A 26,626-nucleotide genomic window follows, 5' to 3' on the forward strand; every position below is an offset into this window, starting at 1 on the left:
GCGCGCCCGGCGCCCCGCCGGTGCCCGCCCGAACTCAGGCACCGCTCCGCGCCCGCGCGCCCCGGCGCCTGTTCCGGGCGCTTGCGCGCGGTTCTGCCTGAGTTCGGGATGGCGGGAGGAAGGGCACCGGAACCGACGTGGTGCTGTGCCGCCCTCGCCGCGCTCAGTCCTCGGCGTGGCGGAGCGCCGACGCGGTGAAGAAGGTCACCTCGCCATCGGCGTCCTCGACGCCGATGACCCACTTTCCCGAGACGGTCGGACGGATGTCGATGACAAAGCCGCGGGTGCGCGGGGTGAAGACGTCATCGCCGGGCGTGAAGCTGTTCTCACTCATGAGGGAATGCTAGAAGCATCGCCGCGATGCGTACGTCCCCCGTGAGGAGGACATTGCCGGAAAAGGCTCAGTCCGCGTACCGCGGGCCGAGCTCCCACGGATCACGTCCCGCGTAGGCGGCCGCCGCATGGAACACCGCGCTCTCGATCGACACCCGCCGGTGCAGGTCGTCGTCGTGTCCCGGGGCGAGCAGACGCTCGATCGGCACGCGGAACAGCACGATCCGCCGATCCTGCTGGTCGATCTGCCAGCGGGGCATCCGCTCCGCATCGTGGCGGAAAGGCATCGAGGCGACGTCGACACGCACGTCACGCAGCTCCGGCCACACCGAGCGGAGAAACTCCATCGTGGTGTCCACGATGATGTCGAACCGTTCGTCACGCCCGTCGATCGGGGGCAGCGGCGGGCGCACCACCGAGCTCCGGCCGAGGCGGCCGTGCCGCCCGTGCCGCGCGGGGCGAGGCCGGGGGGCCGGCTGCGCTGCGCGGAAAGGGTTGCGGCGGGGCATGTCTCCGAGTCTAGAGCGTGTCTGGCGAGGTCGAGAGGCCGGCCTCCTTAGGCTGACAGAGATGTACGGAAGACTCTGCTCGAAGGTTGGCTGCGCGCGCGAGGCCGTCGCGACGCTCACCTACGACTACGGCGACCAGATGGCGGCGCTGGGCCCACTGGGTGCCGGCGACGACCCGCACGCCCACGACCTCTGTGCGATCCATGCCGACCGCCTCTCGGTTCCCGCCGGTTGGATCGTCGTGCGGCACGAGACCCTACGCGCCTGAGCCGCATGCTCTGCGACGGGGTGCAAGAATGGCCAGATGCTCGACTCCAGCCAGTACGCCGTCGCCGATCTCTCCCTCGCTGAAGCCGGACGTCATCAGCTCCGCCTCGCCGAGAACGAGATGCCGGGGCTCATGGCCCTCCGCGCGGAGTTCGGTCGGTCCCAGCCGCTGAAGGGTGCACGGATCGCCGGCTCGCTGCACATGACCGTGCAGACCGCCGTGCTGATCGAGACGCTCGTCGCTCTCGGCGCCGAGGTCCGGTGGGCCAGCTGCAACATCTTCTCCACGCAGGACGAGGCGGCGGCCGCCGTCGTGGTCGGTCCGGCTGGCAGCGTCGACGAGCCCGCCGGCGTGCCCGTGTTCGCGTGGAAGGGCGAGAGTCTGGAGGAGTACTGGGACTGCGCTGCGCGCATCTTCGACTGGTCGTCCACCGGACACGACGGCCCGAACATGATCCTCGACGACGGCGGCGACGCCACCCTGCTCGTGCACCGCGGGGCCGCGTACGAGCGTGCCGGTGCCGTGCCCGACGCCGCGGAGGACGACCCCCACGAGTGGCGCGTCGTGCTCGACCTGCTCCGGAGCTCGCTCGCGGCTGATCCGACGCGCTGGACACGGGTGGCAGCCGGCATCCAGGGCGTCACGGAGGAGACCACCACGGGCGTGCACCGCCTCTACGAGCTGGCATCGGCTGGCGCCCTGCTGTTCCCCGCGATCAACGTCAACGACTCGGTCACCAAGTCCAAGTTCGACAACAAGTACGGCATCAGGCATTCGCTGCCCGACGGCCTCAACCGCGCCACCGACGTGCTGATGGGCGGCAAGGTCGCCTTCGTGTGCGGCTACGGGGACGTGGGCAAGGGGGCCGCCGAAGCCCTGCGCGGGCAGGGCGCGCGCGTGATCGTCAGCGAGGTCGATCCGATCTGCGCGCTGCAGGCCGCGATGGACGGCTTCCAGGTCGCGCGCCTCGACGACGTGATCGATCAGGTCGACATCCTGATCACCGGAACCGGCAACCGTGATGTCGTCACCGCGGCCCATCTGCAGGGGCTCAAGCACCTCGCGATCGTCGCCAACGTCGGCCACTTCGACAACGAGATCGACATGGCAGGTCTGGAGAGCCTCGTCGGCGCGGAGTCGGTGGAGATCAAACCCCAGGTGCACGAGTGGCGTCTGCCGAACGGGCGCAGCATCCTCGTGCTGAGCGAGGGGCGCCTGATGAACCTCGGGAACGCCACGGGGCATCCCTCGTTCGTCATGAGCGCGTCCTTCACGAACCAGGTGCTGGCGCAGATCGAGCTGTTCACGAAGCAGTCCGAGTATCCGGTGGGGGTGTACACCCTGCCGAAGCTCCTCGATGAGAAGGTCGCGCGTCTGCACCTCGATGCGCTCGGGGTGCAGCTGACCGAGCTCACCCCGGCTCAGGCCGACTACATCGGCGTGCCGGTGGCGGGGCCCTACAAGCTCGAGCACTACCGCTACTGAGGATCCTCCCCGCGCCAGAACAGGCGGGCATCACCAGAACAGGCGGATGCCGGCGGGAATGGCCTGTTCTGGTGACGCCCGCCTGATCTGGTGAGGCAGCGCTCGACGGTCAGACGCCGACAGCCCGCCCGCCGAGGCGCTGTACGCGCTCGTCGGCGATCCGCAGCGAGCGCAGCTCGCGCTCGCGACGCAGCACCGAGATCCCCTGCAGCGCCGTCTCCGCCGCGACGGGCGGCCACGGCGAGACGAAGGACCGTGCCTCTGCGGCCAGCTGCTCAGCGACGCGGGCGCGGGAGGCCGGCGTCATCCGGGCGGCACCGTCGAGGAACTGCGACACCCGCCGTGACAGGCGATCCGGCAGGCGCGCGACATCGGCGACCTGGGCCCAGCCGACCAGCTCCGGCGGCAGCACGGCGGGACGGGCGACGAGCCGGGGCGCGCGGGTGCGCTGGCAATAGGTGCCGGCGACCAGGTCGCCCAGTCGCTGCGACCGGGGTGAGAGCGTCCCGGTGAGAACCGCCACCGCGCCACCGCTGAGATAGATCTCCAGCACGCCGAGCAGTGCGCGGATCAGCGCGTGCCGGAACCCGGCCGCGCCGCCGTCGAGCCGCACGATGCGTCCGCCGATGACGACCTTGCCGACGCTGCGGCCGTGGGTCACGGTCTCCACTGTGCACGGCAGGACGACCGCGGCGAAGACGATGGCGCCGATGCTGAGCACCGTGGTCAGCCCGGGCTCCGCTCCGAGCGTCGCCAGCAGCCATCCGCCGCCGAAGAGCAGGCCGGCGAGCACGAGCACGGAGATGATCACGTCGATGGCCGCGCCGAGCGCTCGCAAGAGGAAGCCCACCGGCTGCACGTCGATCGCGACGGCCTCGCCGGAAAGGATCTCGTCTTCGGCGGGGAGCGTGACAGACATGGGTACAGTAAATCAGGTGGATGCTGATGCGCTCGCAGACGCTCGCCGTGCGGAATGGCAGCGACTGGAAGAACTCACCCGCGCCCGTCTCGACGGCGCCGGGGTCGACGAGCTCGTCGCCCGCTACCGGGCGGCCTCCGCTGATCTGGCCGAGCTGAAGACCAGCGTGGGCGATTCGGCGCAGGGGGAGTATCTCTCCACCGTGATCGCGGCCGCCCGGCTCCGGCTCACCGGCACCGGGGAGAACGCGGTGGTGCGGATCACGCGGTTCTTCGTCGATCAGCTCCCCGCAGCCCTGTACCGGGTGCGGTGGACGACGCTGGTGATCGCGGTGGTGTTCATCGCGATCGTGGCGGGTGTCGGCCTGTGGATCTCCCAGGATCCGCTCCTCGTCGCCGCGATCGGTGACGAGTCGATGCTGCGCCAGTACGCCGAGAGCGACTTCACCGACTACTACGTCGAGAACCCGCCCGCGGTGTTCGCCGGCATGGTGTGGTCCAACAACGCCTGGATCGCCGCGCAGTGCGTGATCTTCGGTGTCACCGGCATCTGGCCGGTGTACGTGATGGCCCAGAACGCGATCGGACTCGGCATCAGTTCGGCGGTCATGCTCTCCTACGATCAGGGCGACGTGCTGATCCTGCACCTGCTTCCGCACGGCCTGCTCGAGATGACGAGCCTGTTCGTGGCCGCCGCCGCCGGGCTGCACATGTTCTGGGCGTGGGTCGCCCCCGGTGCGCGGACCCGGGGGGCTGCGCTCGCCGCCGAAGGTCGTTCGCTCTCCACGATCGCGCTGGGCCTCGTGCTCGCTCTGGCGCTGTCTGGGCTGGTCGAGGGCTTCGTGACGGGCTCCGCCCTGCCCTGGGCGGTGAAGATCGGTATCGGGGCGGTCGCTCTGGGGGTGTTCCTCGCCTACATGCTGATTCTCGGTCGGCGTGCGGTGCGGCGGGGCGAGACCGGGGACCTGCAGGAGTTCGACGCCGGGACGCCGCGGCTCGTCGCGGGCTGATCCCCCCGGCCCCGGAGGGGCGGAACCGGCGGCCCGGGGCAAGAGACCGTGCGCTGCACCGTCATCCGATGCGTGCCGGCACCCGCGGTGCCGCGCAGGTCATCGCTTCGCGCCGTCCAGGAGCCCGCGCTGGATCAGCCCGGCGATGACCGCTCCCACCACGGGGAACACCAGGAAGACCCAGAGCTGAGCAAGGGAGTCGACGTTGCCGTAGATCGCGGTGGCGAGCGAACGGGCCGGGTTGACCGAAGCGTTGTCGATGGGGATGAGCACGAGGTGCGCGAGCGTGAGGGTGAGCCCGATCGCGAGGCCGGCGAAGGGCGTCGCGCGCTCCGGGTAGGTGGTGCCCAGGATCACGAACAGGAACACCGCGGTCACCACGACCTCGGCGATCATCACGCCGCCCATGCCGAAGCCCGACGGCGACGCCGCTCCGAAGCCGTTGCTGGCGAAACCTGCGCTGCGGGCGCCCTCGAGCCAGCCGTCCGGACCGAACAGGCCGATCAGGAAGATCAGGGTCGTAGCGACGAGGCCGCCGACCACCTGGGCGATGAGATAGGCCGGCACCTCGCGCCAGGGCATCCGCCCGGCGGTCGCGATGCCGATTGTCACGGCCGGATTGAAATGGCCGCCCGAGATGGGGCCGAAGGCATAGGCGCCGATGACGACGGTGAGCCCGAACGCGAGCGCGATCGAGAGATAGACCGCGCCGGACGATCCCGGGTCGGTGAAGTAGTTCGAGGCGAACAGGGCGGTCCCCACACCGCCGAGGACGAGGACGAGGGTGCCCACCGCCTCGGCGACGAGCTTGTGCGCGGTCGTGGGAGTCCAGGAGGTCTCGCTCATGATGGCTTCCTTTCTGCGTGCAGTCGGAAGGCGAGCGCCCCCCGACGCACCCTCAGAATGACGGCCGCGCCGCGGGCCTGCCGGAGGCGCGCCGGGCGGCGGTCGGGTCGCTCCTTTTTTGAGTGAATCAAAAAAGGGCTACGCTGGCAGTGTGCATCAGCCCGCTCGCCACCCCGACGCCGAACAGGCGATCCGCGCGGCAGGGCTGCGTGTGACGGAGTCCCGGCGTGCGGTCTTCGACGCCCTGCGGACCCGCCCGCACGCGAGCGCAGACGACGTGCACGCGGCCCTCCGCGCGCACCGGGAGTCGACCAGCCTGCAGTCGGTCTACAACGTGCTCGGCGATCTCACCGACGCCGGTCTCGTGCGACGGATCGAGCCGGCTGGGCACCCGATGATGTTCGAGCTGCGCGTCGGGGACAACCACCACCACGTGGTGTGCACCCGGTGCGGCGCTGTCCAGGATGTCGACTGCGCGGTGGGTCGCGCCCCGTGCCTGACGCCCGCCGATGTCGCGGGCTTTCACATCGTCGCCGCGGAGGTCACCTACTGGGGCCTCTGCGCCGACTGCACCGGTGCGACCGCGGCACCCCCTCAGACTCATTCCTCCTCTGCCCGCACTATGGAAGGACACCATGACCGACTCTCCTGACCAGATTCCCGGAATCGGCGACGACGTCGCCGGCATCGACCAGTCCGTGACGGTGACCGATGCTCCCGACGAGCAGACGCCGTCCGGCGGCGCGTGCCCGGTCATCCACGCGCAGCCGCATCCCACGATGGGCGATGCGAACCGGGTCTGGTGGCCTGAGCAGCTGAACATCAAGATCCTGGCGAAGAACACCGCGGAGCGGAACCCGCTCGGGGCGGACTTCGACTATCAGGCCGCCTTCGAGTCGCTCGACCTCGACGCCGTCAAGGCCGATATCGAGCAGGTCCTGACCACGTCTCAGGCGTGGTGGCCGGCCGACTTCGGCCATTACGGACCGCTGATCATCCGGATGGCGTGGCACAGCGCCGGTACGTACCGGGTGATGGACGGTCGCGGTGGGGGCGGCACGGGACAGCAGCGTTTCGCGCCGCTGAACAGCTGGCCGGACAACGTCGGCCTGGACAAGGCGCGCCGCATCCTGTGGCCGATCAAGAAGAAGTACGGTCAGTCACTGTCGTGGGGCGATCTCATGATCCTCGCCGGCAACGTCGCGCTCGAGTCGATGGGCTTCGAGACCTTCGGCTTCGCAGGCGGCCGCGTGGACGCGTGGGAGCCGGACGACGACGTGTACTGGGGTCCGGAGACCACCTGGCTGGGCTCAGAGCGCTACAGCGGCGACCGTGACCTGGACCGTCCCCTGGCGGCCGTGCAGATGGGGCTGATCTACGTCAACCCGGAAGGCCCGGACGGCAACCCCGATCCGCTCGCCTCGGCCCACGACATCCGCGAGACGTTCAAGCGCATGGCGATGAACGACGAAGAGACCGTCGCGCTCATCGCGGGCGGGCACACCTTCGGGAAGACCCACGGGGCCGGACCGGACGCCAACCTGGAGCAGAACCCCGAGGCCGCCGGTCTGGAGATGCAGGGTCTGGGCTGGAAGAACAACTTCGGCACCGGGAAGGGCGACGACCAGATCACCTCTGGCCTGGAGGTCACCTGGACCTACCACCCCACCCGCTGGGACAACGAGTTCTTCCACATCCTCTTCGCCTACGAGTGGGAGCTCTTCCAGAGCCCGGCCGGCGCCAACCAGTGGCGTCCGAAGAACGGCGCTGGTGAGGACATGGTGCCGATGGCGCACTCGCGCGGGCGGCGTGAGCCGCGCATGCTCACGAGCGACCTCGCGCTGCGCTTCGACCCGGAGTACGGCAAGATCTCGCGTCGCTTCAAGGACGACCCCGAGGCGTTCGCCGACGCCTTCGCCCGCGCGTGGTTCAAGCTGACCCACCGCGACATGGGTCCGCGCAGCCGTTACCTCGGTGCCGAGGCACCGCAGGAGGAGCTCATCTGGCAGGACCCGCTGCCGGCCGCCGATCACGAACTGATCGGTGACGCCGACGCCGCTGAGCTGAAGAAGCGCGTCCTGGACTCCGGCCTCAGCGTCTCCGACCTCGTCTCGGCGACGTGGGCGGCGGCGGCGTCGTTCCGCGGCAGTGACAAGCGCGGTGGCGTCAACGGCGCCCGCATCCGTCTGGCGCCGCAGAAGGACTGGGAAGCGAACAACCCGGCCCGTCTCGCCCGGGTCATCGGTGCGCTGGAGGAGATCCAGGCATCGTTCAACGCGGAGCGCACCGACGGCGTCCGCGTGTCGCTGGCCGACCTCATCGTGCTCGCCGGCAATGCGGCGGTCGAGAAGGCAGCGGCCGACGCCGGCGTCGACGTGGTCGTGGACTTCCACGCCGGTCGCACGGATGCCACGCAGGAGCAGACCGACGTCGAGTCGTTCGGCTACCTCGAGCCCAACGCCGACGGTTTCCGCAACTATGTCTCGCGAGACTATGCGGCGGTTCCCGCTGAGCACCTGCTGCTCGACCGCGCCAACCTGCTCACCCTCACCGCGCCGGAGATGACCGTTCTGGTCGGCGGACTGCGGGTCCTGGCGGCCAACTGGGACGGCTCCGACTACGGCGTGTTCACCGACACGCCGGGTGTGCTCACGAACGACTTCTTCGTGAACCTGCTCGACCTGGGCACCACGTGGAAGCCGCTCGACCCCGGATCGTTCGCCTTCGCCGGCCGCAAGGACGGCTCCGGCGAGTTCGTCGGGCACGGCACGCGCGTCGACCTGCTGTTCGGATCGAACTCCGAGCTGCGTGCGATCGCCGAGGTGTACGCCGCCGACGACGCGAAGGAGAAGTTCGTGCGTGACTTCGCCGCCGCGTGGGGCAAGGTCACGGAGCTGGACCGCTTCGACCTGCGCTGATCGAGCGCGTGAGGCCCCCGCCGGACGGCGGGGGCCTCACGCGTCTCCTGGCCAGGTCAGCTAGAGGCGTCCGGCGGCCTTCAGGTCGAGGTAGCGATCGGCGATCGCCGGTGGCAGGGCCTCGGGGTCGGCGGTCAGCGGCTCGCCGCCCGCTCGGCGCACGGCGTCGGCGACCTGACGGGCATCGTCGATGGTCTGCTCCGCGGCCGCGGCGAGGTAGACGTCCTCGCGAGTGTCCCGGAGGCGGGCGAGCGCGGTCACCTGCTCATCCGTCACCGTCCCGACCAGGATGGTCGTCGCGCGGGTGGCGGTCGGGAACGCCCCCAGGAATCCCCGCGCCGACTCCAGGGCGTCCTGGGCGGTGAGAACCACGACAAGCGACGGACGGGTGGTCACGGCCCGAATCGCGGCGAAAGCCCCCGTCCAGTCGGTGTCGACCAGGCGTGCGTGGACGCCGGCCATCGCGTCGGACATCGCCGGAAGGAGAGCCGGGCCCTCGACGCCGGTGACCCGGCCCCGCACCGCCCGGTCGTAGAGCAGCAGGTGCACGTGGTCGCCGGCCTCGGAGGCGAGCGCGGCGAGCAGGAGCGCGGCCTCGTAGGCTGCGTCGAGGCGGGTGGCGTCGCCCACTCTGGCCGCTGAGGTGCGGCCGGTGTCGATCAGGATCACGACCTGCCGGTCGCGCTCCGGACGCCACGTGCGGAGCATGGTGGTTCCGGCGCGCGCGGTGGCCCTCCAGTCGATCGAGCGCACGTCGTCGCCGCGCACGTACTCTCGGAGCGAGTCGAACTCGGTGCCCTGGCCACGCACCTGGATGCTCGTGTTGCCGTCGAGCTCGCGGAGCCGGGCGAGCCGTGACGGCAGATGCCGCCGGGAGGTGAACGGCGGCAGCACGCGAACCGTGCCCACGACGTCGTGCCTCGCCTGCCGCCCGGCGAGCCCGAGCGGGCCACGCGAACGGACCATCACGAACTCGCTGACTAGCTCGCCGCGCCTCCGGGGCAGGAGCGGCACGATCACCCTGCGCCGCTCTCCGGGCGGCACGGTGACCTCGCTGCGCTCCGGCGGGGCTCCGGCGGTCGGCTGCCACGCGTCGCGCACCAGGGCCGCCATCGTGCGCGACCCGAGGTTCTGCAGCGTGACCGCTGCGGGCACCGGCTCACCCAGGCGCACGCGCGAGGGGAGGGTGCGCCCGACCCGCAGCGCTCGCGGGTCTGCCGCGGTCGCCACGTCGACGCCCGCCGCCAGGAGGCACAGCAGCAGCCATCCTCCGGCGACCGCCCAGGGGGAGAGGCCGGCGGTCGAGAGGAGGACGAGCGGCACGATGCCGAGGCCGGTGAGAAGGGCGAGCCTGCCGGTGACGAACACAGTGGATCGGAGCTCCTTAGATCGGGACCCTGGTCTGCTGCACCACGGAGGCCAGCACCGCATCGGCCGAGACGCCCTCCATGAGCGCGTCGGGGCGCAGCTGCAGGCGGTGGCGCCACACCGGCACCAGCATGGTCTGCACATGGTCCGGTGTGACAGCGGGCGACGCGTTGAGCCAGGCCCACGCCTTCGCGGCGGCGAGCAGCGCTGCGGACGCGCGCGGGCTCACGCCGAGCTGCACGGAGGGGGCGTGGCGGGTGGCGCGCGCGAGGTCGACCACGTAGCCCAGCACCTCGTCGGTCACCTGCACGCGTCCGACCGCGTCCTGGGCGGCCAGCAGCTCCTCGCGGGTGACGACCGTCTGGATCTCGGCCAGCTCCCGGGGCGAGAAGCCATCGGCGTGGCGGCGCAGCACCGTCACCTCGGCGTCGCGGTCGGGCAGGCCGACCACGAGTTTCATCAGGAAGCGATCGAGCTGTGCCTCCGGAAGGCTGTACGTGCCCTCGTGCTCGATCGGGTTCTGCGTCGCGGCGACGAGGAACGGGTCCGGCAGCGGCAGGGTGCGACCGTCCACCGAGACCTGACGCTCCTCCATCGCCTCCAGGAGCGCGGCCTGGGTCTTCGGAGGGGTGCGGTTGATCTCATCCGCGAGCAGGATGTGCGTGAACACCGGTCCTTCGCGGAAGTCGAATCCGCCGCTGCGCGCATCGTAGATGAGCGACCCCGTGACGTCGCCGGGCATCAGGTCCGGGGTGAACTGGACCCGCTTGGTATCGAGGCCGAGTGCCCGGGAGAAGGTGCGCACGAGCAGGGTCTTGGCAACCCCTGGCACGCCCTCGAGCAGGACATGGCCGCGCGCGAGGAGGGCGACGAGCAGACCGGTGACCGTGCCGCCCTGGCCGACCACCGCTTTGTCGATCTCGGCGCGCACGCGGGAGATCGCGTCGCGGAGCGCGGCGTCGTCGGCCGGCACGCTGCTCGTGGCGGGCTGGTGCGCCCGGCCGGGGTGCGCCGGATCAGGCGGAGCGGAGAAGAGCGGATCGGTCACAGGGCGTTCCTTTCGATACGGTGTGTCGTCTCGAGTGCGTCCTCCCAGGAGGACAGGCGGCGGGCGGACTCCACGAGGCCGGCGTCGTCGACGGGCAGCGCCCCGAGAAGCTCCTCCCGGAGCGCCGCTCTGGGCACGCGCAGCCGGTCGGCTGCGGCGTCGGCGATGCGTTCCGCCGACGCGTGACCGGGCAGTCCCAGGCGCACAGCCATGCGCTGCAGCGAGCCCTTCCGGAGCGCTGCGGCCGCGTGCGGGGCGTCGGCTGCGGCGGCCGAGAGCCTGGCGCGTCCCTGCATCGTCTCGGACGCACGCACCGTCACCGGCAGGGTCTCGGCCACGAGCGGCCCGAAGCGCCGTCCCCGGTGCAGGGCGGCCACCACGCCGGACGCCAGCAGGAGCACGATGGCGGGGGTAACCCAGCGGGGCGTCATCGTGGCCAGTGTCTCCGGGGCGTCCACGACGATGTCGCTGTCGCCCGGTGTCGGCACGTACCACACCACGCGCGGCTCCTGAGCGAGCAGGGCGAGGGCGAGGGCTGCGTTGCCGTTCTCGGCGAGGTGCTCATTGTCGAACAGGGCGCTGCCGTCGACGGCTGCCACCGGAACGCCATCGCGTTCGCCGAGGACGGCGCCGTAGCCGCCCGCGCCGGGGAAGCAGCCGACGGCGTCCTCCGCCGGAATCAGCAGCCGCCCGGGCTCCACCGCGCCGACGCGGGCGAACTCGGCGACATCGCAGTCGGCGGTGACCGCTCCCGTGCCGGCAGCGGTCCCGACATCGGCGATGCCCAGCAGGCGCAGCGCGCGCGTGCTCGTGGAGATCAGCACGGTGCGCTGGGAGGCATCGAAGAGGGTCGTGACGGCCTCGTCGCTCAACGGGGCGGGGTCTGCTGTCACCAGGGTGACCCCGGCACCGGCGAGCTCCGCCGCGCGCTCGCGCGAGGTGACGATATCGACCTCGACGCCCTGGGCGCGGAGGATCTCGGCCAGGGCCAAGGTGCCGGCGCGCCCGTTGTTGTCCGGCGCGAAACCGGCGGAGCCGGTCGGCATGTTGCGCGCGAACAGCGCACCGAGCCCGGCGAGCAGGAGAACGGCGATCGCGATGACGGCCCAGGTCAGGATCGTCCTGGCCCGCTGCGGGCGAGGAGCGGCCGTCGAGACCGGCGCAGCGTCCCTCATGCCGGCACCGACACAGAGGGGCGCGCCGCGTCGAACACGGGCGTCGCCACCTGGAGGGCGCGGTCGGTCTCACGGATCTCGCGGTAGGCGTCCGCGCTTCCTGGCCGGTCGAGGTAGCGCACATCGTCGAACGCTGCGGCCGAGGCGCGCAGCGCCCGTGCGGCATCGGGGAAGGAGACCGTCGCCTCGCGGGCGATCGCCTGTGCCGTCGCTCCGGGCAGCGGGTCGATGACATCGCGCTCGAGCAGCCCGCGTGCCAGTGCCCGGTACCCCAGCACCACGGCCGCGCTCCAGTCCCCGCCGCGTGCTGCGCGCTCGGCGTCCTGACGCAGGCGTGCTGCGCTGCGGGAGTCATCGCTGCCGAGCAGCTCGCGCGCCGCCCGGCGTCGTGCGCGCTGGGCGCGTGGCCGGGCGAAGAGCACCAGGATCACGATGACCGCGGCGACGAGGATCGCGCCGACGATCATGAGCACGACGGACGCCGCCCCTCCCGCGCCGGAGGTGTCGAACAGGCCGAGGACGAACTCGACCACACCGCGCGCGAAACGGTCGAACGCCGTCGGCACGGCATCGGCGTACCGGGCCTTCGCGAGCTCCTGAGCGGCGAGCTCGCGCGCCTCGTCGCCGTCGGGGACGAAGACCTCCACGCCGACGGAGAAGAGGCTCAGCGGCGCGGTCACCCGCGTCCCTCGCCCGGTGCTGTCCACCGGTCGCTCGGCGGCGCGGGCTGTGCCCCTGCCGCGTCCTCGGGCGCCGGGGGCGCCGCGGGCGGAGCGGAGGGCGGCGGCGGCGCCGGAGCGTTCCGGGGTGCGGCGCCCGGCCAGGGGGCGGCGGGCGCGGCGGGTGCGGCGGCGGGCGCGTACGGGCTGCCCGACGCGTCAGAGCCGACCGGGTATCCCTGCGGAGCGGATCCCGCCTGGCCGGGATAGGCCGGGCCGGGATAGGCCGGGCCGGGATAGGCCTGGCCGGGATAGACCGGGGCGGGGAAGGAGACGGGTGCCGGCGGCGCCTGGCTCGGCGGAGGCGCGCTCGTCACGGCCCGGGCAGGGTCCACGACCCAGGGGTCGCCGAGACGGTCGGCCTCCGCGCCCAGGTCACGGCGCTCGACGTACGCCAGGAGCGCCTGATCGAGCCCCTCATAACGCATCCGCGCATCCACGTAGATCAGCGTCCCCGCGGAGTTCTGCACGATGGTGGTGATCGCCTGGAGGATGAGCACGAAAATCTGGGAGATGACCAGGCCGGCCACCATCGTGATCATCGCGCCGGTGTCCGAGGCGCCGGTCGGCTCGAACACGAAGCCGAACAACGACATCGCCAGCGTCCCGATGCTCGAGACCGCCTGTGTCGCCGCACCCATCACGAGGCCGATCAGGAACATGATGCCGAAGGCGAACCAGAACCGCCCGCGGATGAGGCGCCAGGAGCGCACGATCGCCTCGCGCAGGGTGGCGCGCTCGAGAACGAGGATCGACGGCACCAGGAGGAGCTTGGTCATCAGCCACACCACGAGCGGGATCAGCCCGAGTCCGACCAGCACCATCAGGATGATCGTGCCGGCGATCGCGGCCGTGTCACCGGTGATCGCCACCACCCAGATGAGGGCGGCGAGCAGCGTGATGCCGAGAAGGACGACCGCGGAGATCAGCGCAGACCACGCGATGAGGCGCCAGAGCGCGGGGCGCAGGCGGCTCCACAGCACCCGCAGGGGCGCCTTCTCGCCGACGGCCGCCGATGCGACCTCCGCGGCCACCACGCCCTGGACGATCGAGGTCAGCGCGACAGAGGCGAGTGCGGCGATGAGCGAGACCGCGATGATCGACGCACCGGTGCCCGCCATGATCGTGAGGAAGTCGTCCGAGGAGGGACGCACCGTGGCCATCCGGTTGATGCCCACGACCGTGGCCCACGAGACCAGTGCGACGGTGAGCAGCAGGACGATCAGCTGGACCACGACGGCGAAGCCGAACAGCACGCGCGGATTGTGGCGCAGTACGCTGAAGGATCTGCCGAGGACGGTGCCGAAGCTCAACGGGTGCAGGGGGATGAGCCCCGCCTTCGAGGCCGGGGTCCAGGACGGCGTGCTCATAATCCTCATTCCGCGGTCGCGCGCTGCGCTCCGACGCCCTCCCATCGTGTCACAGCGATCCGACACGCGCAGGCGCGACCGACCGTCCGCAGCGGTGAGGACGCCGTGAAGTACGCTGGAGGACACGCGGCCCCGGCCCGGACCCCGGCCGCGCGAGCGAGAAGGACGGCTTCGCAGAAAATGACCGCACGCATCCTCGTCGTGGACGACGACACCGCACTGGCGGAGATGATCGGCATCGTCCTGCGCACCGAGGGCTTCGAGCCCGTCTTCTGCGCAGACGGCGGCCAGGCGATCGAGCGGTGGCGCTTCGAGCGTCCCGACCTCGTGCTGCTCGATCTGATGCTCCCCGGCATGGACGGCATCGAGATCTGCACCCGCATCCGGGCGGAGTCCGGGGTGCCCGTCATCATGCTGACCGCGCGCAGCGACACCGCCGACGTGGTGCGCGGACTCGAGGTGGGCGCGGACGACTACATCGTCAAGCCGTTCAACCCGAAGGAGCTCGTCGCCCGCGTCCGCACCCGGCTCCGGCCCGCGCAGCCGGTCGGCGGCGAGGTGCTGCGGATCGGCGATCTCGTCGTCGACGTCGACGCCCACGAGGTGCGCCGCGACACGACACCGATCTCGCTGACCCCGCTCGAGTTCCAGCTCCTGGTCGCGCTCGCCTCGAAGCCGCAGCAGGTGTTCTCGCGCGAGATGCTCCTCGAGCAGGTCTGGGGCTATCACTACAAGGCCGACACACGGCTGGTGAACGTGCATGTGCAGCGCCTGCGCGCCAAGGTCGAGCTCGACCCGGACAACCCCAAGATCGTCACCACCGTGCGCGGCGTCGGCTACCGCGCCGGCGGCGTCGCGTAGGCGCAGGGTGTCGACCGGGCGCGTCTCTGCGGGAGGATCCGGCGCGGTCCGCACCGGGGTCGTCCGCGCAGAGGCGGTGCGCGTCGGCTGGCGCGGATGGCCGGGCAGGATCGCCCGCACGTGGCGGCGCTCGCTGCGCTTCCGCACCCTCACCTTCGCGCTCGTCCTCACCTCCGCCGCTGTTCTGGTCACCGGGGTCGCGATGGTCCTCGCCGTGCAGAACAGCCTGTTCGAGGCGCGCAAGACCCAGGTCCTCGAGGACGCCCGTCGGGCGGTGGCCGAGGCGCAGCGCACCTTCGAGGCCGCGGACGTGCACGGCGACCGCACGGCGCTGCAGTCGCTGATGCGCAGCGTGCGCGCCGACATCGCCCGGGTGTCCCAGTCGAACATGCTGGCGGGCTTCCGCATCGACACCGAGTTCTCGGCGATCGCGCCGCCGGACTTCCTCGTGGGCGGGCTGTCGGCGGATGTGATCTCGCCGGAGCTGCACGCCTACGTCGCCACGAGTCCGGATCAGTGGTGGCAGTCCGTCGCCCTCGGCGGCTTCCCGGGGCAGGACGTGCCGGGCATCGTGGTCGGTCAGCAGATCGAGGTCCCGGAGTCCGGCACGTATGAGTTCTACATCGCCTATCCGCTGGGCGAGACGGCGCAGACCCTGGCCGCCGTGCAGCGCGCGATGTGGCTCGCCGGCGCCCTCCTGGTGGCGATGATCGCCGCGATCGCCTGGCTCGTCGTGCGGTCGGTGGTGATGCCGGTGGTCGAGGCGTCCGAGACGAGCGCTCGGCTGGCATCCGGGGAGCTCGGGGTGCGTCTGACCGTGCACGGCGAGGACGAGCTGTCCACCCTCGGCCGGTCGTTCAACGCCATGGCCGACAGCATTCAATCCCAGATCAAGGAGCTGGGCGAGCTCTCCCTGGTGCAGCAGCGGTTCGTGTCCGACGTGTCCCACGAGCTGCGCACCCCCTTGACGACGATTCGCCTCGCGGCGGATGTGATCAACGACCAGCGCGACGGCTTCGATCCCGTCACCGCTCGCTCCGCCGAGCTCCTGCACGCCCAGGTGCAGCGGTTCGAGACGCTCCTGGGCGACCTGCTGGAGATCAGCCGCTACGACGCAGGGTCCGTGCAGCTCGAGCTCGAGCCGACGAGCCTGGCGATGCTGGCTGCGGACGTGGTGGAGCAGATGCGCCCGCTCGCCGAGGGGCACGACACCGTGCTGCGCATCAACGCCCCGGGCGGGCACACCCCGGTCGACATGGATCCGCGGCGGGTGCGCCGGGTGCTGCGCAACCTGATCGGCAACGCGATCGAGCACGGCGACGGCAAACCGGTGCTGGTCACGACGGACTCCGACTCGCGCGCGGTCGCGGTCGGCGTCCGTGACTTCGGGATGGGCATGGACCCGTCGGACGCGGAGCGCGTTTTCGACCGTTTCTGGCGGGCAGACCCATCGCGCGTGCGGACCATCGGCGGCACCGGGCTCGGCCTGTCGATCGCGCTCGGCGACGCGCGGCTGCACGGCGGGCGCCTGGAGGTGTGGTCTGAGCCGCGGGTGGGCACGAACTTCGTCCTCACCCTGCCGCGCGGGGCCGGTCCGATCGACGGTGCCGCCCCGGTGCCGCTCGAGCCGGAGGATCCGCTGGTCGAGCTGCCCGTGACGCGCCCGGTCGAGGTCGTCCAGGAGTCCGGTACGAGCGACGACGGCGTGTCGGACATCGCGGGGATCGCCTCAGAGCCCTTCAGCGCGAACGGCGCGGGGGACGGCGCGGCCGGCCTGGACGAACAGGAGGATGCGCGATGAACCGTGGCATGCGTGCGCTGGCGGGTCTGACGGTGCTGTGCGCAGCGCTGGTGGGGTGCGGGAGCCTGCCCACCGAGAGCCCGGTCAAGCCCGGGCTGCCCATCAACGAGGCGCAGACGATCGAGGACATCACCTACCTCTCGGAGGGACCGGCGGAGGACGCGGAGCCGATCGACATCGTCCGCGGCTTTCTCGATGCCGGCGTGAGCCCGGCGGGCGACTGGGCCATCGCCCAGCAGTTCCTCGCCGAGACCATGCGGCATGAGTGGCATCCGACGGCCGGGGTGACGGTGGACGCCTCGGCGGGGGAGCGCACGTTCCGCATGGTCGAGACCGGTGACGGCCAGGCCGAGGTCACCGTCGAGCTGCGTCAGATCGCCGGCGTCGATGAGGCCGGCAGCTACTCCGAGCGCCGCGGGCCCGCTGAGCTCGTGTTCCGGCTGAAGCAGGACGCGGCAGGACAGTGGCGGATCGACCAGGGTCCGGACGGCATCGTGCTCGAGGTGGAGAACTTCGGCGACATCTTCGCCGCCCACGCGGTGCAGTTCTACGACGCCACGTGGACGCGGCTCATCCCGGACGTGCGGTGGTTCCCGACGCGCTCGAACGTGGCGACCCGGATCACGCAGACCGTCATCGCCGGCGAGCCGAGCGAGTGGCTGGCCGCGACGGCGCGCACCGCCTTCCCGGCGGGTGTCGTGCTGGCCCGTGACGCCGTGCCGGTCAGCGCGCAGGTCGCCGATGTCGAGCTCGATGCCGCCGCCCTCGAGGTCGACCCGCTCATCCTGGACAGGATGCGGACCCAGCTCGAGCGCAGCCTCAGCGGCGTGGGGGTCACCGAGGTGCGGTTCAGCGTGGCGGGGCGCCCGCTCGACGCGGGGCGGGCGCCGGTCGCCGGCACCGCGGTCGACCCCAATCCCGTTGTGCTCACCGCGGACGCCTTCGGGTTCGCCGCCGGCGGGGTGGTGTCCTCGTTCGGCGGCGTCGACCCCGATCTGCTCCGGATGCCGGATGTCGTGGCGATCGATGCCTCGTCGTCCGGGCGTGCCCTCGTGCGGACCGCGGACGGCGTGGCCGCTCTGGTGACCGGTGAGCAGCGCGATGAGATCCCGTTGCCGCGGGATGCGGTCGCCCCGACCCTGGATCCCTTCGGCTTCGTCTGGAGCGCCGCCGCACACGCGCCGCAGGGCTTCCTGACGTGGGACGCCCGTCTCGAACCGCATCCGGTGGGCAATCTGTCGGAGCGCGTCGGAGGCGTTCATCGGATCGCCGCGTCGCGGGAGGGCTCGCGTCTCGCGGCGGTGGTCACGGTGGGCAACGAGCGCTGGCTCGTCGTGCTCGGCATCGAGCGCGATGCCGACGGCACCCCGCTGTCAGTGGGGGAGATGAACCGGCTGGCGGTCATCGAGGGCGAGCCGCTCGCCATCGCCTGGCTCGGGGACCAGACCGTCGGCGTCCTGGTGCGCGACGGCGATGACACGTTCCTGCTCGAGCAGCGCGTCGGAGGGCCGTCGTCGACCAGCCGGGTGCCGGCTGGGACGATCGCCCTCACCGGCGGCAACGCAGCGGCGGCTGCGCGTCTGCTCAGCGGAGACGGCGTGGTCTCGGTGCGACAGGGCCCCACGTGGCAGGCCGTCGTCAGCGATGTGATCGTGCTCGCGACCCAGGTCCCCGCCGGCTGATCGCGGGCTCCGCTGACGTTTCCGGGGCCGGTCCTTCCCCGGCTCTTCGCAGCGACCGGCTCTCCACCGTCTCCGGCGACTCCGCGCGTGAGCGGCTACGGCGGTGACATCGTCGGGGGATGCATCGCCGCCCGATCCTTCCCGACGCCGTTCGCGACGCCCTGGCCGACGCCCTCGCTCTTGCCCTCGGCGCAATCTGCATCGGATGCGGCTCCGCGGGACCCGACCCGTGCCGCGACTGCCGTGCGGCGTGCGCGACGATCCCGTTGCGGCGGGTCCGCACGCCGGGCGGACTGACCGTCATCGCCGCTGTTCCCTTCTCGGGGGTGCCGGCGCGCATGATCCGTGCGGTCAAGGACGAGGGGCGCACCGCGCTGCTGCGGCCGCTGGCACCGGGGCTGCGGTCCGCGTGGCGCGCGCTGGGCGAGCCGCGCGCCCGAGCGGTCGCGGTGCCGACATCCTCCGCTGCGTTTCGTCGTCGCGGCTACCGCGTGCCGGAGCTCCTCATCCGTGCGGCAGGGCTCCCTGGTGCCGGCGGACGCCGGCTGCTCGTGCTGCGCGCGCGCACGGCAGACCAGCGCGGGCTCGGGCCAGAGGCGCGGCGCAGCAACGTCGCGCACAGCATGCGCGCCGGGCGCGTGTCGCCCGGCGCGCATGTCGTCGTCGTCGACGACGTGATGACCACCGGTGCGACGCTCGACGAGGCCGCTCGCGCGTTACGGTCCGCGGGCTTCGTGGTTGCCGGCGGGGTGGTGCTCGCGGCGACTCCCGGGCGATCGGGGGAGGGGGGTGCAGAACCGGCGGCAGGGAATCGTGACACGCGGGAAAACGGATGGTGACAAGCGCGTGACCGTATGGATACGGTGGGGGTCACACAAGGCGACCACGGTCCGCCCTTGGCCGGACCGGGACAAGGAGGCAGCGATGGAAACGAACATCACGGGTGTCGGAGTGGGCATCTCGGATCGGTTCCGCGAGGTCGTCGAGGAGAAGGCGGCGCGCGTTGCGAATCTCGCCCCGCGCGCTCAGCGCCTCGACGTGAAGGTCACCCATCGCACCTATCGCCAGGGGCGCCTCGACGATGAGACGGTCGAGCTCACCGTGGTCGGCAAGGGCCCGGTGGTTCGGGCGGAGGCGAGCGACGGAGACAAGTTCGCCGCTCTCGATGTCGCGCTCGACAAGCTCACCGAGCAGTTGCGTCGGGCGAAGGAACGTCGCGTCGACGGACGCAACCACCCCCGTGGTGCACACTTCGAGAAGGGCAGCGGCTCCCTCGAGGGCATCGATGTCCAGCCGGCCTCTGTCGATGTGCTGCAGGCCGTCGCCACCGGCACGATCCCCGTGGTGGAGACGGAGGAAGAGGAGTACTCGCCCGTCGTCATCCGTACCAAGAGCTTCGACGCGGAGTGGATGACCGTCGAAGAGGCGGTCGACCGGATGGAGCTGGTCGGCCACGACTTCTTCCTGTTCATCGATGCGCGCAGCGATCAGCCGAGCGTCGTGTACCGCCGCAAGGGCTGGGACTACGGCGTGATCTCGCTGACAACGCAGGCCGCCCCGCTGGTCGAGGCGGCGTCCTAACCGCACGCACCCGCATCGCACGCACCGCGCACGCGGCCCCGCTCGCTTCGGCAGCGGGGCCGCGTCACGTCGAGACCGCGCTCCGCGCCCGCCGAGTCACCAGGATTTTCAGGCCCGCGGGCCTGAAAATCCTGGTGACTCGGCACGCGCGGGGCACGCGCGGGGCACGCGCGGGGCACGCGTGGGGCTGGCGTGGGGCTGGCGTGGGGCTGGCGCGGGGAACGGGCCTAGTCGAAGATGCCGTCGAGGATCGAGCCGATCACCAGGCCGCCGAGCACGCCGGAGACGAGATCGCCCCCGCCCCCGCGGCGGCCGCCGCCCATCCCGCCCCAGGCGTCGCCGCCCCAGCCCTGGGCGGGGCGGGCGGAGTCGATGTCGTGCTGCGCTGCCTGCAACGCCTCCGTAGCGAGCTGACCGATCCGCCGGGCGGTGACGAGCGCGTGCTCGCGGGTGTCCTCCGGGGCGATCATCGCGTCCACGTCCACGCGGAGCCGCTCCGCCTCCGCGAGCCGGGTGCGGGCGTCTGCGCCGATCCAGCCGCGGTGACCGGCGATCACGCTGCGCGCGACGCTCAGCTGATGGTCGGCGTCGGAGAGGGCGTGCCGCACGTGCTCGACAGGGGGGAGCGGATGCGCCTCGCGGTGCCGGGCGACGGCCACCGCGGCGTCGAGCGCTGCGTTGACTTCGCGCAGCGCGCTCAGCTCGGCGAAGGGGTCGTTGCGCGCCCCGGCGGCGGGCAGGCCGTCGAGCGCGGCACGGAGGGCGGCCGTGGCGGCGAGGACGGCCGGCGTCTGCGGCGCCGTGCGCGCCACCGTGAGATCGGACCGGGAATCGGCGATCACCTCGGCGAGCGTGGACTCCGCGCGCAGCGCCTCGATCTCGAAGTCCTCGATGCCGTCGAGGATGACCGTCGCACGTCGCACGCCCTCCGTGGCGGTCTCCAGTGCGATCCCCGCCTCCTCGTTGCGGCGCGCGCTGCGGCGCCGCTCGGAGACCTCCGCGCTGTGCAGGGCGAACGACAGCAGCTGTTCCGCCTCGTCTGCCCCCGCCTCGATACGGTGCACAGCGCTGTGCGCGTAGCGCGCCGCGAGCCGCTCGATGGTCTCCCTGGCCTGCGGAAGGCGCGCCTGATGACGGGCGACGTCCGCCCGCACCTGGGCGATCACCTCCGGTGCACGGCGCACGGCGGCGACGGCGTCCTTCAGAGCTTCCGTCTTCTCGTCGAGCAGCGACTCGGCCCACTCGCACAGCTGCGCGATACGCGCGTTGCGTGTGCGCAGCTCCTCCTCGGTGTCGGGGATCTCATCATGGTTGAGCTGGTGCAGCGCGAAGGCCTCCTGCAGGTGCGTGCGCACGCTGTGGAGGGCGGCGGAGAGATCGGCTGTCATCGTCTCGCCGAGCTCGGCGACCGCGAAGGCGAGCTCGTCGGCAGTGATCCGGATGCGCTCGTCGGCGGAGACCAGCGCCTCCTCGGCGCGACGAGCGAGATCGGCGTCCTGGGCCGCGCGTTCCTGTTGAGCCTGTCGACGCTTGCCCCAGAACCCTGCCATGGGAAGATCCTACGTTCTGATCGGGCCCGCGCTGTCGCTGTTCTCCCTTGGCGGACGTCCGCGGCGCGGCCCCTCTCCGCCGAACGCGATCGCGGTGTCCCCGATCAGGCGCTGCTCCACACGGGTGAGCCAGGTGAGCTCGGCCTCCGCCTCGGCCACCATCGCCTCCAGCACGAGGGCACGGGGAAGAGTCGCCGGCTCGCCGTCCGTGTCGTCGAGCTCGGCGCGCAGTCGCTCCAGGCGCGCGAGCGCCGCCGCGCGCTGCGTGCGCAGCAGCGCGCGGGCGTCGACGCGGGGGAGGGAGGCGGCCAGAGCCAGCTTGAGGGCGAGCTCGTCGCGGGTGCCGGCGATCTCCGGCGTGGGGGAGGACAGCCACGCCCTGGCCTGACGGGAGCCGGCCGGGGTGATCGTCCAGAACACGTGCCCCTGGGCATCGGTCTCCGCCCGGCGGACGAGGCCGTCACGCTCGAGACGATCGAGGGTGTGGTGGATCTGCCCGACGTTGAGCGGCCGGGCCCGCCCCGTGCGGCGGTCGAACTCCGCGCGCAGGCGTGCGCCGTAGCTCGGCCCCTGATCGAGGATCGCGAGCAGACTGTGGCGGACGGACATGCAACCTCCCGGGGCCGCGGAACGTGCAGGGCCCCGGGACATGTATACCCGCCCGGATCGCCGGGTGGGCGGAGCGGGACCGGGGATCCTCATCAGAGGCTCTCAGCCGGGCGGGAGGAAACGCGAGGTCACGGCCCGGTAACATGGGGCGGTATGCCTGTGAACCCGGACGGTCTCCGGATCCAGGCGCCGATCCACCGACAGGGAGAAGACTCTCGTGCCCAATCCTCTTGAGAAGCTCCTGCGCGCCGGTGAGGGACGCATCCGGCGCCGGCTCACCCAGGTCGTCAAGGCCGTCAACGCCCTCGAGGAGCACTTCGCCGAGCTCACCGACGAGGAGCTGCGAGGCGAGACGGCGGAGCTTCGCGGGCGGTACGAGAACGGCGAGACGCTCGATCAGCTGATGCCGGAGGCCTTCGCCGCCGTGCGCGAGGCGGCGCGTCGCACGCTGGGCATGCGCGCCTACGATGTGCAGCTCATGGGCGGCGCTGCCCTGCACATGGGCAACATCGCCGAGATGAAGACCGGTGAGGGAAAGACGCTGGTGGCGACGTTCCCGGCGTACCTCAACGCGATCGCCGGTGAGGGCGTCCACGTCATCACCGTCAACGACTTCCTCGCCGGGTACCAGTCCGAGCTCATGGGGCGCGTCTTCCGCGCTCTCGGCATGACCACCGGCACGATCCTGTCCGGTCAGAACCCGGCTGTGCGCCGTGAGCAGTATGCGGCAGACATCACCTACGGCACGAACAACGAGTTCGGCTTCGACTTCCTGCGCGACAACATGGCGTGGCGCAAGGATGACCTCGTCCAGCGCGGCCACTTCTTCGCGATCGTCGATGAGGTCGACTCGATCCTCATCGACGAGGCACGCACCCCGCTGATCATCTCCGGTCCGGCGTCGGGAGAGGCCAACCGCTGGTTCGCCGAGTTCGCCAAGCTGGCTCGCACCCTGGAGCCGGGCGTGGACTACGAGGTCGACGAGAAGAAGCGCACCGTCGGCGTCCTCGAGCCCGGCATCGAGAAGGTCGAGGACTACCTCGGCATCGACAACCTCTACGAGTCGGCCAACACGCCGCTGATCTCGTTCCTGAACAACTCGATCAAGGCGCTCGCGCTGTTCAAGCGCGACTCCGACTACGTCGTGATGAACGACGAGGTGATGATCGTCGACGAGCACACCGGGCGTATCCTCGCCGGACGCCGCTACAACGAGGGCATCCACCAGGCCATCGAGGCCAAGGAGGGCGTGCCGGTCAAGGCGGAGAACCAGACCCTTGCGACGGTCACGCTGCAGAACTACTTCCGCCTCTACGACAAGCTCTCCGGCATGACCGGAACCGCCGACACCGAGGCTGCAGAGTTCATGTCGACCTACAAGCTCGGTGTCGTGCCGATCCCGACCAACCGGCCGATGGTCCGCAAGGACCAGCCGGACCTGGTCTACAAGAACGAGCAGGCGAAGTTCGCCCAGGTCGTGGAGGACATCGCGGAACGGCACGAGAACGGCCAGCCCGTGCTGGTCGGGACGGTGAGCGTCGAGAAGAGCGAGTACCTCTCCGGGCTGCTGAAGAAGCGCGGCATCCGCCACGAGGTGCTCAACGCGAAGAACCATGCCCGCGAGGCGGAGATCGTCGCCCGCGCCGGACGGCTGGGCGCCGTGACCGTCGCGACCAACATGGCCGGCCGCGGCACCGACATCATGCTCGGCGGCAACGCCGAGTTCCTCGCCGTCCAGGCGCTCAAGGAGCGCGGCCTCGACCCGGTCGAGACCCCGGAGGAGTACGAGGAGGCCTGGGACGAGACCTTCGCCGAGATGCAGGCGACGGTCGCCGCCGAGGCCGAGAAGGTCGCCGCGACCGGCGGGCTGTACGTGCTCGGCACCGAGCGCCATGAGTCGCGCCGGATCGACAACCAGCTGCGCGGTCGTTCCGGCCGTCAGGGCGACCCGGGCGAGAGCCGGTTCTACCTGTCGCTCACCGACGACCTGATGCGTCTGTTCCAGTCGGGCGCCGCCGAGGCGATCCTCGCCAGGACCAACTTCCCCGACGACGTGCCGATCGAGTCCACGCTCGTCTCCCGGGCGATCCGCAGCGCCCAGTCGCAGGTCGAGTCCCGCAACGCCGAGGTGCGCAAGAACGTCCTCAAGTACGATGACGTGCTCAACCGCCAACGTGAGGCCATCTACGCCGACCGCCGTCACATCCTCGCGGGCGACGACATCCGCGACCGCGTCCAGCACTTCGTCGAGGACGCCGTCACGGCGACCGTCGACGATCACACCGCAGAGGGGCACGCGGAGAGCTGGGACTTCGACGCGCTCTGGACCGATCTGAAGACCATGTATCCGGTGGGCGTCACGATCGACGAGGTCGTCTCCGAGGCCGGCGACCGCCGCGGGGCGATCTCGGCGGAGGCGCTCAAGCGTGAGCTCATCTCGGACGCGAAGATCGCCTACGACAAGCGCGAGGCGTCGCTCGGGGAGGCGGCGACGCGTGAGCTGGAGCGCCGGGTGGTGCTGCAGGTGCTCGACCGGCGCTGGCGCGATCACCTCTACGAGATGGACTATCTCAAGGAGGGCATCGGCCTGCGTGCGATGGCGCAGCGCGACCCCCTGGTCGAGTACCAGCGCGAGGGCTACGCGATGTTCCAGTCGATGATGGGCCAGATCCGGGAGGAAGCCGTCGGATACCTCTTCAACCTCGAGGTCGAGGTGCGCGCGGCCGAGGCGGGTGCCGAGGTCGAGGCGAAGGGGCTGGCGCAGTCTGCGCCGGAGACGCCCCTGGAATACTCGGCGCCGAGCGACTCCGGCGACGTCGAGGTGCGCGACGAACGCGGCCAGGTTCAGCAGGCCGCCACGGCACGCGCGCGTCAGGCCGCCCCGCAGCAGGAGCAGCAGCCCGCCCAGCGCGGCGCCTTCGGCCAGCGCGTCGAGGGGGAGGGGCCGGCACCCCAGAACCGGGCGGAGCGCCGGGCGGCGGACAAGAAGCGCTGACCGGAACTGATCAGAACAGGCATCGCCACACGGGCGGCCGCGCGTCTTCGCGCGGCCGCCCGTGTGTTCCCCCGGGTTCGCCGTCGTTCACCCCGCGGCCGACACCGCGGAGTGATGTCGCGGGGGCGTCCGCTCCGCGTCGATTGGTCCGGAGATCGGACCAGGCGGCCCAGCGTGGCAGGTCCGCGGGCCGCCCGGCGGGGAGCGGCGGGTGCGGAGCGGTACGATGCTCGGATGACCAAGCGCCAGTTCGATCAGTCCTCCAAGCTGAAGGACGTCCTGTACGAGATCCGCGGAAAGGCCCTCGTCGAGGCGTCGCGGCTCGAGGCGGAGGGGCAGACCATCCTCAAGCTCAACACCGGCAATCCGGCGGTGTTCGGCTTCGAGGCACCCCCGCAGATCGTCCAGGACATGCTGTCGACGCTGCCGCACGCGCACGGCTACAGCGACAGCCGCGGGATCATCTCCGCGCGCCGGGCCGTCGTCAGCCGCTATGAGCAGGTCGAGGGGTTCCCGCCGGTCGACCCGGACGACGTCTATCTCGGCAACGGCGTCTCGGAGCTCATCACGATGACGATGCAGGCGCTCCTCGACGAGGGGGACGAGGTGCTGATCCCGGCGCCGGACTATCCGCTGTGGACCGCCATGACGAGCCTGGCCGGGGGCACCCCGGTGCACTACGTCTGCGATGAGGAGCAGGGCTGGGAGCCGGACCTCGAGGACATCCGTGCCAAGATCACGCCCCGGACCAAGGCGATCGTCATCATCAACCCGAACAATCCCACCGGGGCCGTCTACTCGCGTGCCGTCGTCGAGGGCATCGTCGCGGTGGCGCGCGAGCACGGGCTGCTCCTGCTCTCCGACGAGATCTACGACCGCATCCTCTACGACGACGCCGTGCACGTTCCGACGGCCGCCGTGGCGCCCGATCTGCTGTGCCTCACCTTCAACGGCCTGTCCAAGACCTATCGTGTCGCGGGCTACCGATCCGGCTGGCTGGTGATCACCGGGCCTCAGGACCACGCCCGCGGGTTCCTCGAGGGCATCCAGCTGCTCGCCTCGACCCGGCTGTGCGCGAACGTCCCTGCGCAGCACGCCGTGCAGGCTGCGCTGTCCGGTGTGCAGTCGATCGACGCGCTCATTGCCCCGTCCGGGCGGCTGCATCTGCAGCGCGATGCCGCGTGGCAGGGGCTCGAGGCGATCCCCGGCGTCACGTGCGTGCGGCCGGCCGGTGCGCTCTACGCGTTCCCGCGTCTCGACCCGGAGGTGCACGAGATCCACGACGACGCACGGCTGGTCTACGACCTCCTGGTGTCAGAGCGCATCCTGCTCGTGCAGGGGACCGGGTTCAACTGGCATGCCCCGGATCACCTGCGGGTGGTGACGCTGCCGGAGCCGCGCGTGATCTCCGAGGCCATCGAGCGCCTCGGGAACTTCCTCGCGTCCTACCGGCAGGAGCCGCTTCCGCTCTCGCGCTGAGCGCGACAGCGAGCGGCCGCAGCGCGGAGACGAACGCGGATCGCGGCATCAGGTCGCCCGCGGCGCGGCGCTGCAGCAGCACCGCGTCGAGGGCCCGGGGA

The 26,626-nt window shown here is 71.2% G+C and carries 23 protein-coding genes; 12 read left to right on the forward strand and 11 right to left on the reverse strand.

All coding sequences use genetic code 11. The annotated features are described in order from the left end of the window. Nucleotides 1-163: 163 nt before the first annotated feature. Complete coding sequence (locus AC3RXY_RS07235) at nucleotides 164-334, reverse strand: hypothetical protein (protein WP_491510230.1); 171 nt, start codon at nucleotides 332-334, stop codon at nucleotides 164-166. A gap of 67 nt (nucleotides 335-401) precedes the next feature. Beyond that, nucleotides 402-842, reverse strand: a complete 441-nt coding sequence (locus tag AC3RXY_RS07240) for a hypothetical protein (RefSeq protein ID WP_491510231.1) — start codon at nucleotides 840-842, stop codon at nucleotides 402-404. Nucleotides 843-903: 61 nt separating this feature from the next. Between AC3RXY_RS07240 and AC3RXY_RS07245 the strand changes: the two genes are divergently transcribed. Together AC3RXY_RS07245 and ahcY are read left to right on the forward strand one after the other, a co-directional pair. Next, nucleotides 904-1,110: a DUF3499 family protein gene (locus tag AC3RXY_RS07245; protein ID WP_491510232.1), complete on the forward strand. Its 207-nt coding sequence runs from the start codon at nucleotides 904-906 to the stop codon at nucleotides 1,108-1,110. Nucleotides 1,111-1,146: 36 nt separating this feature from the next. After that, nucleotides 1,147-2,595 (forward strand): adenosylhomocysteinase, encoded by a 1,449-nt coding sequence (ahcY, locus tag AC3RXY_RS07250; protein WP_491510233.1) that lies wholly within the window; start codon nucleotides 1,147-1,149, stop codon nucleotides 2,593-2,595. Nucleotides 2,596-2,704: 109 nt separating this feature from the next. Here ahcY and AC3RXY_RS07255 read toward each other — a convergent pair whose 3' ends face one another. Next, complete coding sequence (locus AC3RXY_RS07255) at nucleotides 2,705-3,514, reverse strand: RDD family protein (RefSeq protein ID WP_491510234.1); 810 nt, start codon at nucleotides 3,512-3,514, stop codon at nucleotides 2,705-2,707. Nucleotides 3,515-3,530: 16 nt separating this feature from the next. Here AC3RXY_RS07255 and AC3RXY_RS07260 point away from each other — a divergent pair, with 16 nt between their 5' ends. Then, nucleotides 3,531-4,523, forward strand: a complete 993-nt coding sequence (locus AC3RXY_RS07260) for a stage II sporulation protein M (RefSeq protein ID WP_491510235.1) — start codon at nucleotides 3,531-3,533, stop codon at nucleotides 4,521-4,523. Between the two features lie 99 nt (nucleotides 4,524-4,622). On the opposite strand, the gene AC3RXY_RS07265 is transcribed toward AC3RXY_RS07260, so the two are convergent. Continuing rightward, nucleotides 4,623-5,369 (reverse strand): aquaporin, encoded by a 747-nt coding sequence (locus tag AC3RXY_RS07265; RefSeq protein ID WP_491510236.1) that lies wholly within the window; start codon nucleotides 5,367-5,369, stop codon nucleotides 4,623-4,625. A gap of 151 nt (nucleotides 5,370-5,520) precedes the next feature. Here AC3RXY_RS07265 and AC3RXY_RS07270 point away from each other — a divergent pair, with 151 nt between their 5' ends. Both AC3RXY_RS07270 and katG read left to right on the forward strand, forming a co-directional pair. Beyond that, on the forward strand, nucleotides 5,521-6,021 hold the full coding sequence (locus tag AC3RXY_RS07270; protein ID WP_491510237.1) for a Fur family transcriptional regulator: 501 nt from the start codon (nucleotides 5,521-5,523) through the stop codon (nucleotides 6,019-6,021). Next, on the forward strand, nucleotides 6,005-8,287 hold the full coding sequence (gene katG, locus AC3RXY_RS07275; protein WP_491510238.1) for a catalase/peroxidase HPI: 2,283 nt from the start codon (nucleotides 6,005-6,007) through the stop codon (nucleotides 8,285-8,287). Before AC3RXY_RS07270 ends, katG begins: the two co-directional genes overlap by 17 nt. A 60-nt stretch (nucleotides 8,288-8,347) precedes the next feature. Here katG and AC3RXY_RS07280 read toward each other — a convergent pair whose 3' ends face one another. The 5 genes from AC3RXY_RS07280 to AC3RXY_RS07300 form a co-directional block, all read right to left on the reverse strand. Further along, on the reverse strand, nucleotides 8,348-9,655 hold the full coding sequence (locus AC3RXY_RS07280) for a DUF58 domain-containing protein (RefSeq protein WP_491510239.1): 1,308 nt from the start codon (nucleotides 9,653-9,655) through the stop codon (nucleotides 8,348-8,350). A 16-nt stretch (nucleotides 9,656-9,671) separates the two neighbouring features. After that, the gene (locus AC3RXY_RS07285; protein ID WP_491510421.1) at nucleotides 9,672-10,628 is read right to left on the reverse strand and encodes an AAA family ATPase; all 957 of its coding nucleotides are present in this window, start codon (nucleotides 10,626-10,628) and stop codon (nucleotides 9,672-9,674) included. Nucleotides 10,629-10,699: 71 nt separating this feature from the next. Further along, nucleotides 10,700-11,878 carry a DUF4350 domain-containing protein gene (locus AC3RXY_RS07290; RefSeq protein ID WP_491510240.1) on the reverse strand — a complete coding sequence of 393 codons (1,179 nt, stop codon included), beginning with the start codon at nucleotides 11,876-11,878 and terminating at the stop codon, nucleotides 10,700-10,702. Further along, nucleotides 11,875-12,558, reverse strand: a complete 684-nt coding sequence (locus tag AC3RXY_RS07295; RefSeq protein WP_491510241.1) for a DUF4129 domain-containing protein — start codon at nucleotides 12,556-12,558, stop codon at nucleotides 11,875-11,877. The genes AC3RXY_RS07290 and AC3RXY_RS07295 overlap by 4 nt, the downstream gene beginning before the upstream one ends. Beyond that, nucleotides 12,555-13,967 carry a glycerophosphoryl diester phosphodiesterase membrane domain-containing protein gene (locus AC3RXY_RS07300; protein ID WP_491510242.1) on the reverse strand — a complete coding sequence of 471 codons (1,413 nt, stop codon included), beginning with the start codon at nucleotides 13,965-13,967 and terminating at the stop codon, nucleotides 12,555-12,557. Before AC3RXY_RS07300 ends, AC3RXY_RS07295 begins: the two co-directional genes overlap by 4 nt. 180 nt (nucleotides 13,968-14,147) lie before the next feature. Here AC3RXY_RS07300 and mtrA point away from each other — a divergent pair, with 180 nt between their 5' ends. From mtrA to hpf, 5 genes are all read left to right on the forward strand, one after another. Beyond that, complete coding sequence (gene mtrA, locus AC3RXY_RS07305) at nucleotides 14,148-14,828, forward strand: MtrAB system response regulator MtrA (RefSeq protein WP_491510243.1); 681 nt, start codon at nucleotides 14,148-14,150, stop codon at nucleotides 14,826-14,828. A 7-nt stretch (nucleotides 14,829-14,835) separates the two neighbouring features. Continuing rightward, nucleotides 14,836-16,629, forward strand: a complete 1,794-nt coding sequence (mtrB, locus tag AC3RXY_RS07310; protein WP_491510244.1) for an MtrAB system histidine kinase MtrB — start codon at nucleotides 14,836-14,838, stop codon at nucleotides 16,627-16,629. Next, nucleotides 16,626-18,311: an LpqB family beta-propeller domain-containing protein gene (locus tag AC3RXY_RS07315; RefSeq protein WP_491510245.1), complete on the forward strand. Its 1,686-nt coding sequence runs from the start codon at nucleotides 16,626-16,628 to the stop codon at nucleotides 18,309-18,311. The genes mtrB and AC3RXY_RS07315 overlap by 4 nt, the downstream gene beginning before the upstream one ends. 119 nt (nucleotides 18,312-18,430) lie before the next feature. Continuing rightward, nucleotides 18,431-19,150 carry a ComF family protein gene (locus AC3RXY_RS07320; protein ID WP_491510246.1) on the forward strand — a complete coding sequence of 240 codons (720 nt, stop codon included), beginning with the start codon at nucleotides 18,431-18,433 and terminating at the stop codon, nucleotides 19,148-19,150. A gap of 85 nt (nucleotides 19,151-19,235) precedes the next feature. Beyond that, complete coding sequence (gene hpf / locus AC3RXY_RS07325; RefSeq protein WP_491510247.1) at nucleotides 19,236-19,892, forward strand: ribosome hibernation-promoting factor, HPF/YfiA family; 657 nt, start codon at nucleotides 19,236-19,238, stop codon at nucleotides 19,890-19,892. Nucleotides 19,893-20,119: 227 nt separating this feature from the next. On the opposite strand, the gene AC3RXY_RS07330 is transcribed toward hpf, so the two are convergent. Beyond that, nucleotides 20,120-21,442, reverse strand: a complete 1,323-nt coding sequence (locus tag AC3RXY_RS07330) for a coiled-coil domain-containing protein (RefSeq protein ID WP_491510248.1) — start codon at nucleotides 21,440-21,442, stop codon at nucleotides 20,120-20,122. A 9-nt stretch (nucleotides 21,443-21,451) separates the two neighbouring features. Further along, on the reverse strand, nucleotides 21,452-22,051 hold the full coding sequence (locus AC3RXY_RS07335; RefSeq protein ID WP_491510249.1) for a PadR family transcriptional regulator: 600 nt from the start codon (nucleotides 22,049-22,051) through the stop codon (nucleotides 21,452-21,454). A 217-nt stretch (nucleotides 22,052-22,268) separates the two neighbouring features. Here AC3RXY_RS07335 and secA point away from each other — a divergent pair, with 217 nt between their 5' ends. Both secA and AC3RXY_RS07345 read left to right on the forward strand, forming a co-directional pair. Continuing rightward, nucleotides 22,269-25,046 (forward strand): preprotein translocase subunit SecA, encoded by a 2,778-nt coding sequence (secA, locus tag AC3RXY_RS07340; RefSeq protein ID WP_491510250.1) that lies wholly within the window; start codon nucleotides 22,269-22,271, stop codon nucleotides 25,044-25,046. Between the two features lie 234 nt (nucleotides 25,047-25,280). Then, nucleotides 25,281-26,525 (forward strand): pyridoxal phosphate-dependent aminotransferase, encoded by a 1,245-nt coding sequence (locus AC3RXY_RS07345; RefSeq protein ID WP_491510251.1) that lies wholly within the window; start codon nucleotides 25,281-25,283, stop codon nucleotides 26,523-26,525. Nucleotides 26,526-26,626 lie beyond the last annotated feature (101 nt).

It is taken from the genome of Microbacterium longlingense (assembly GCF_058349825.2).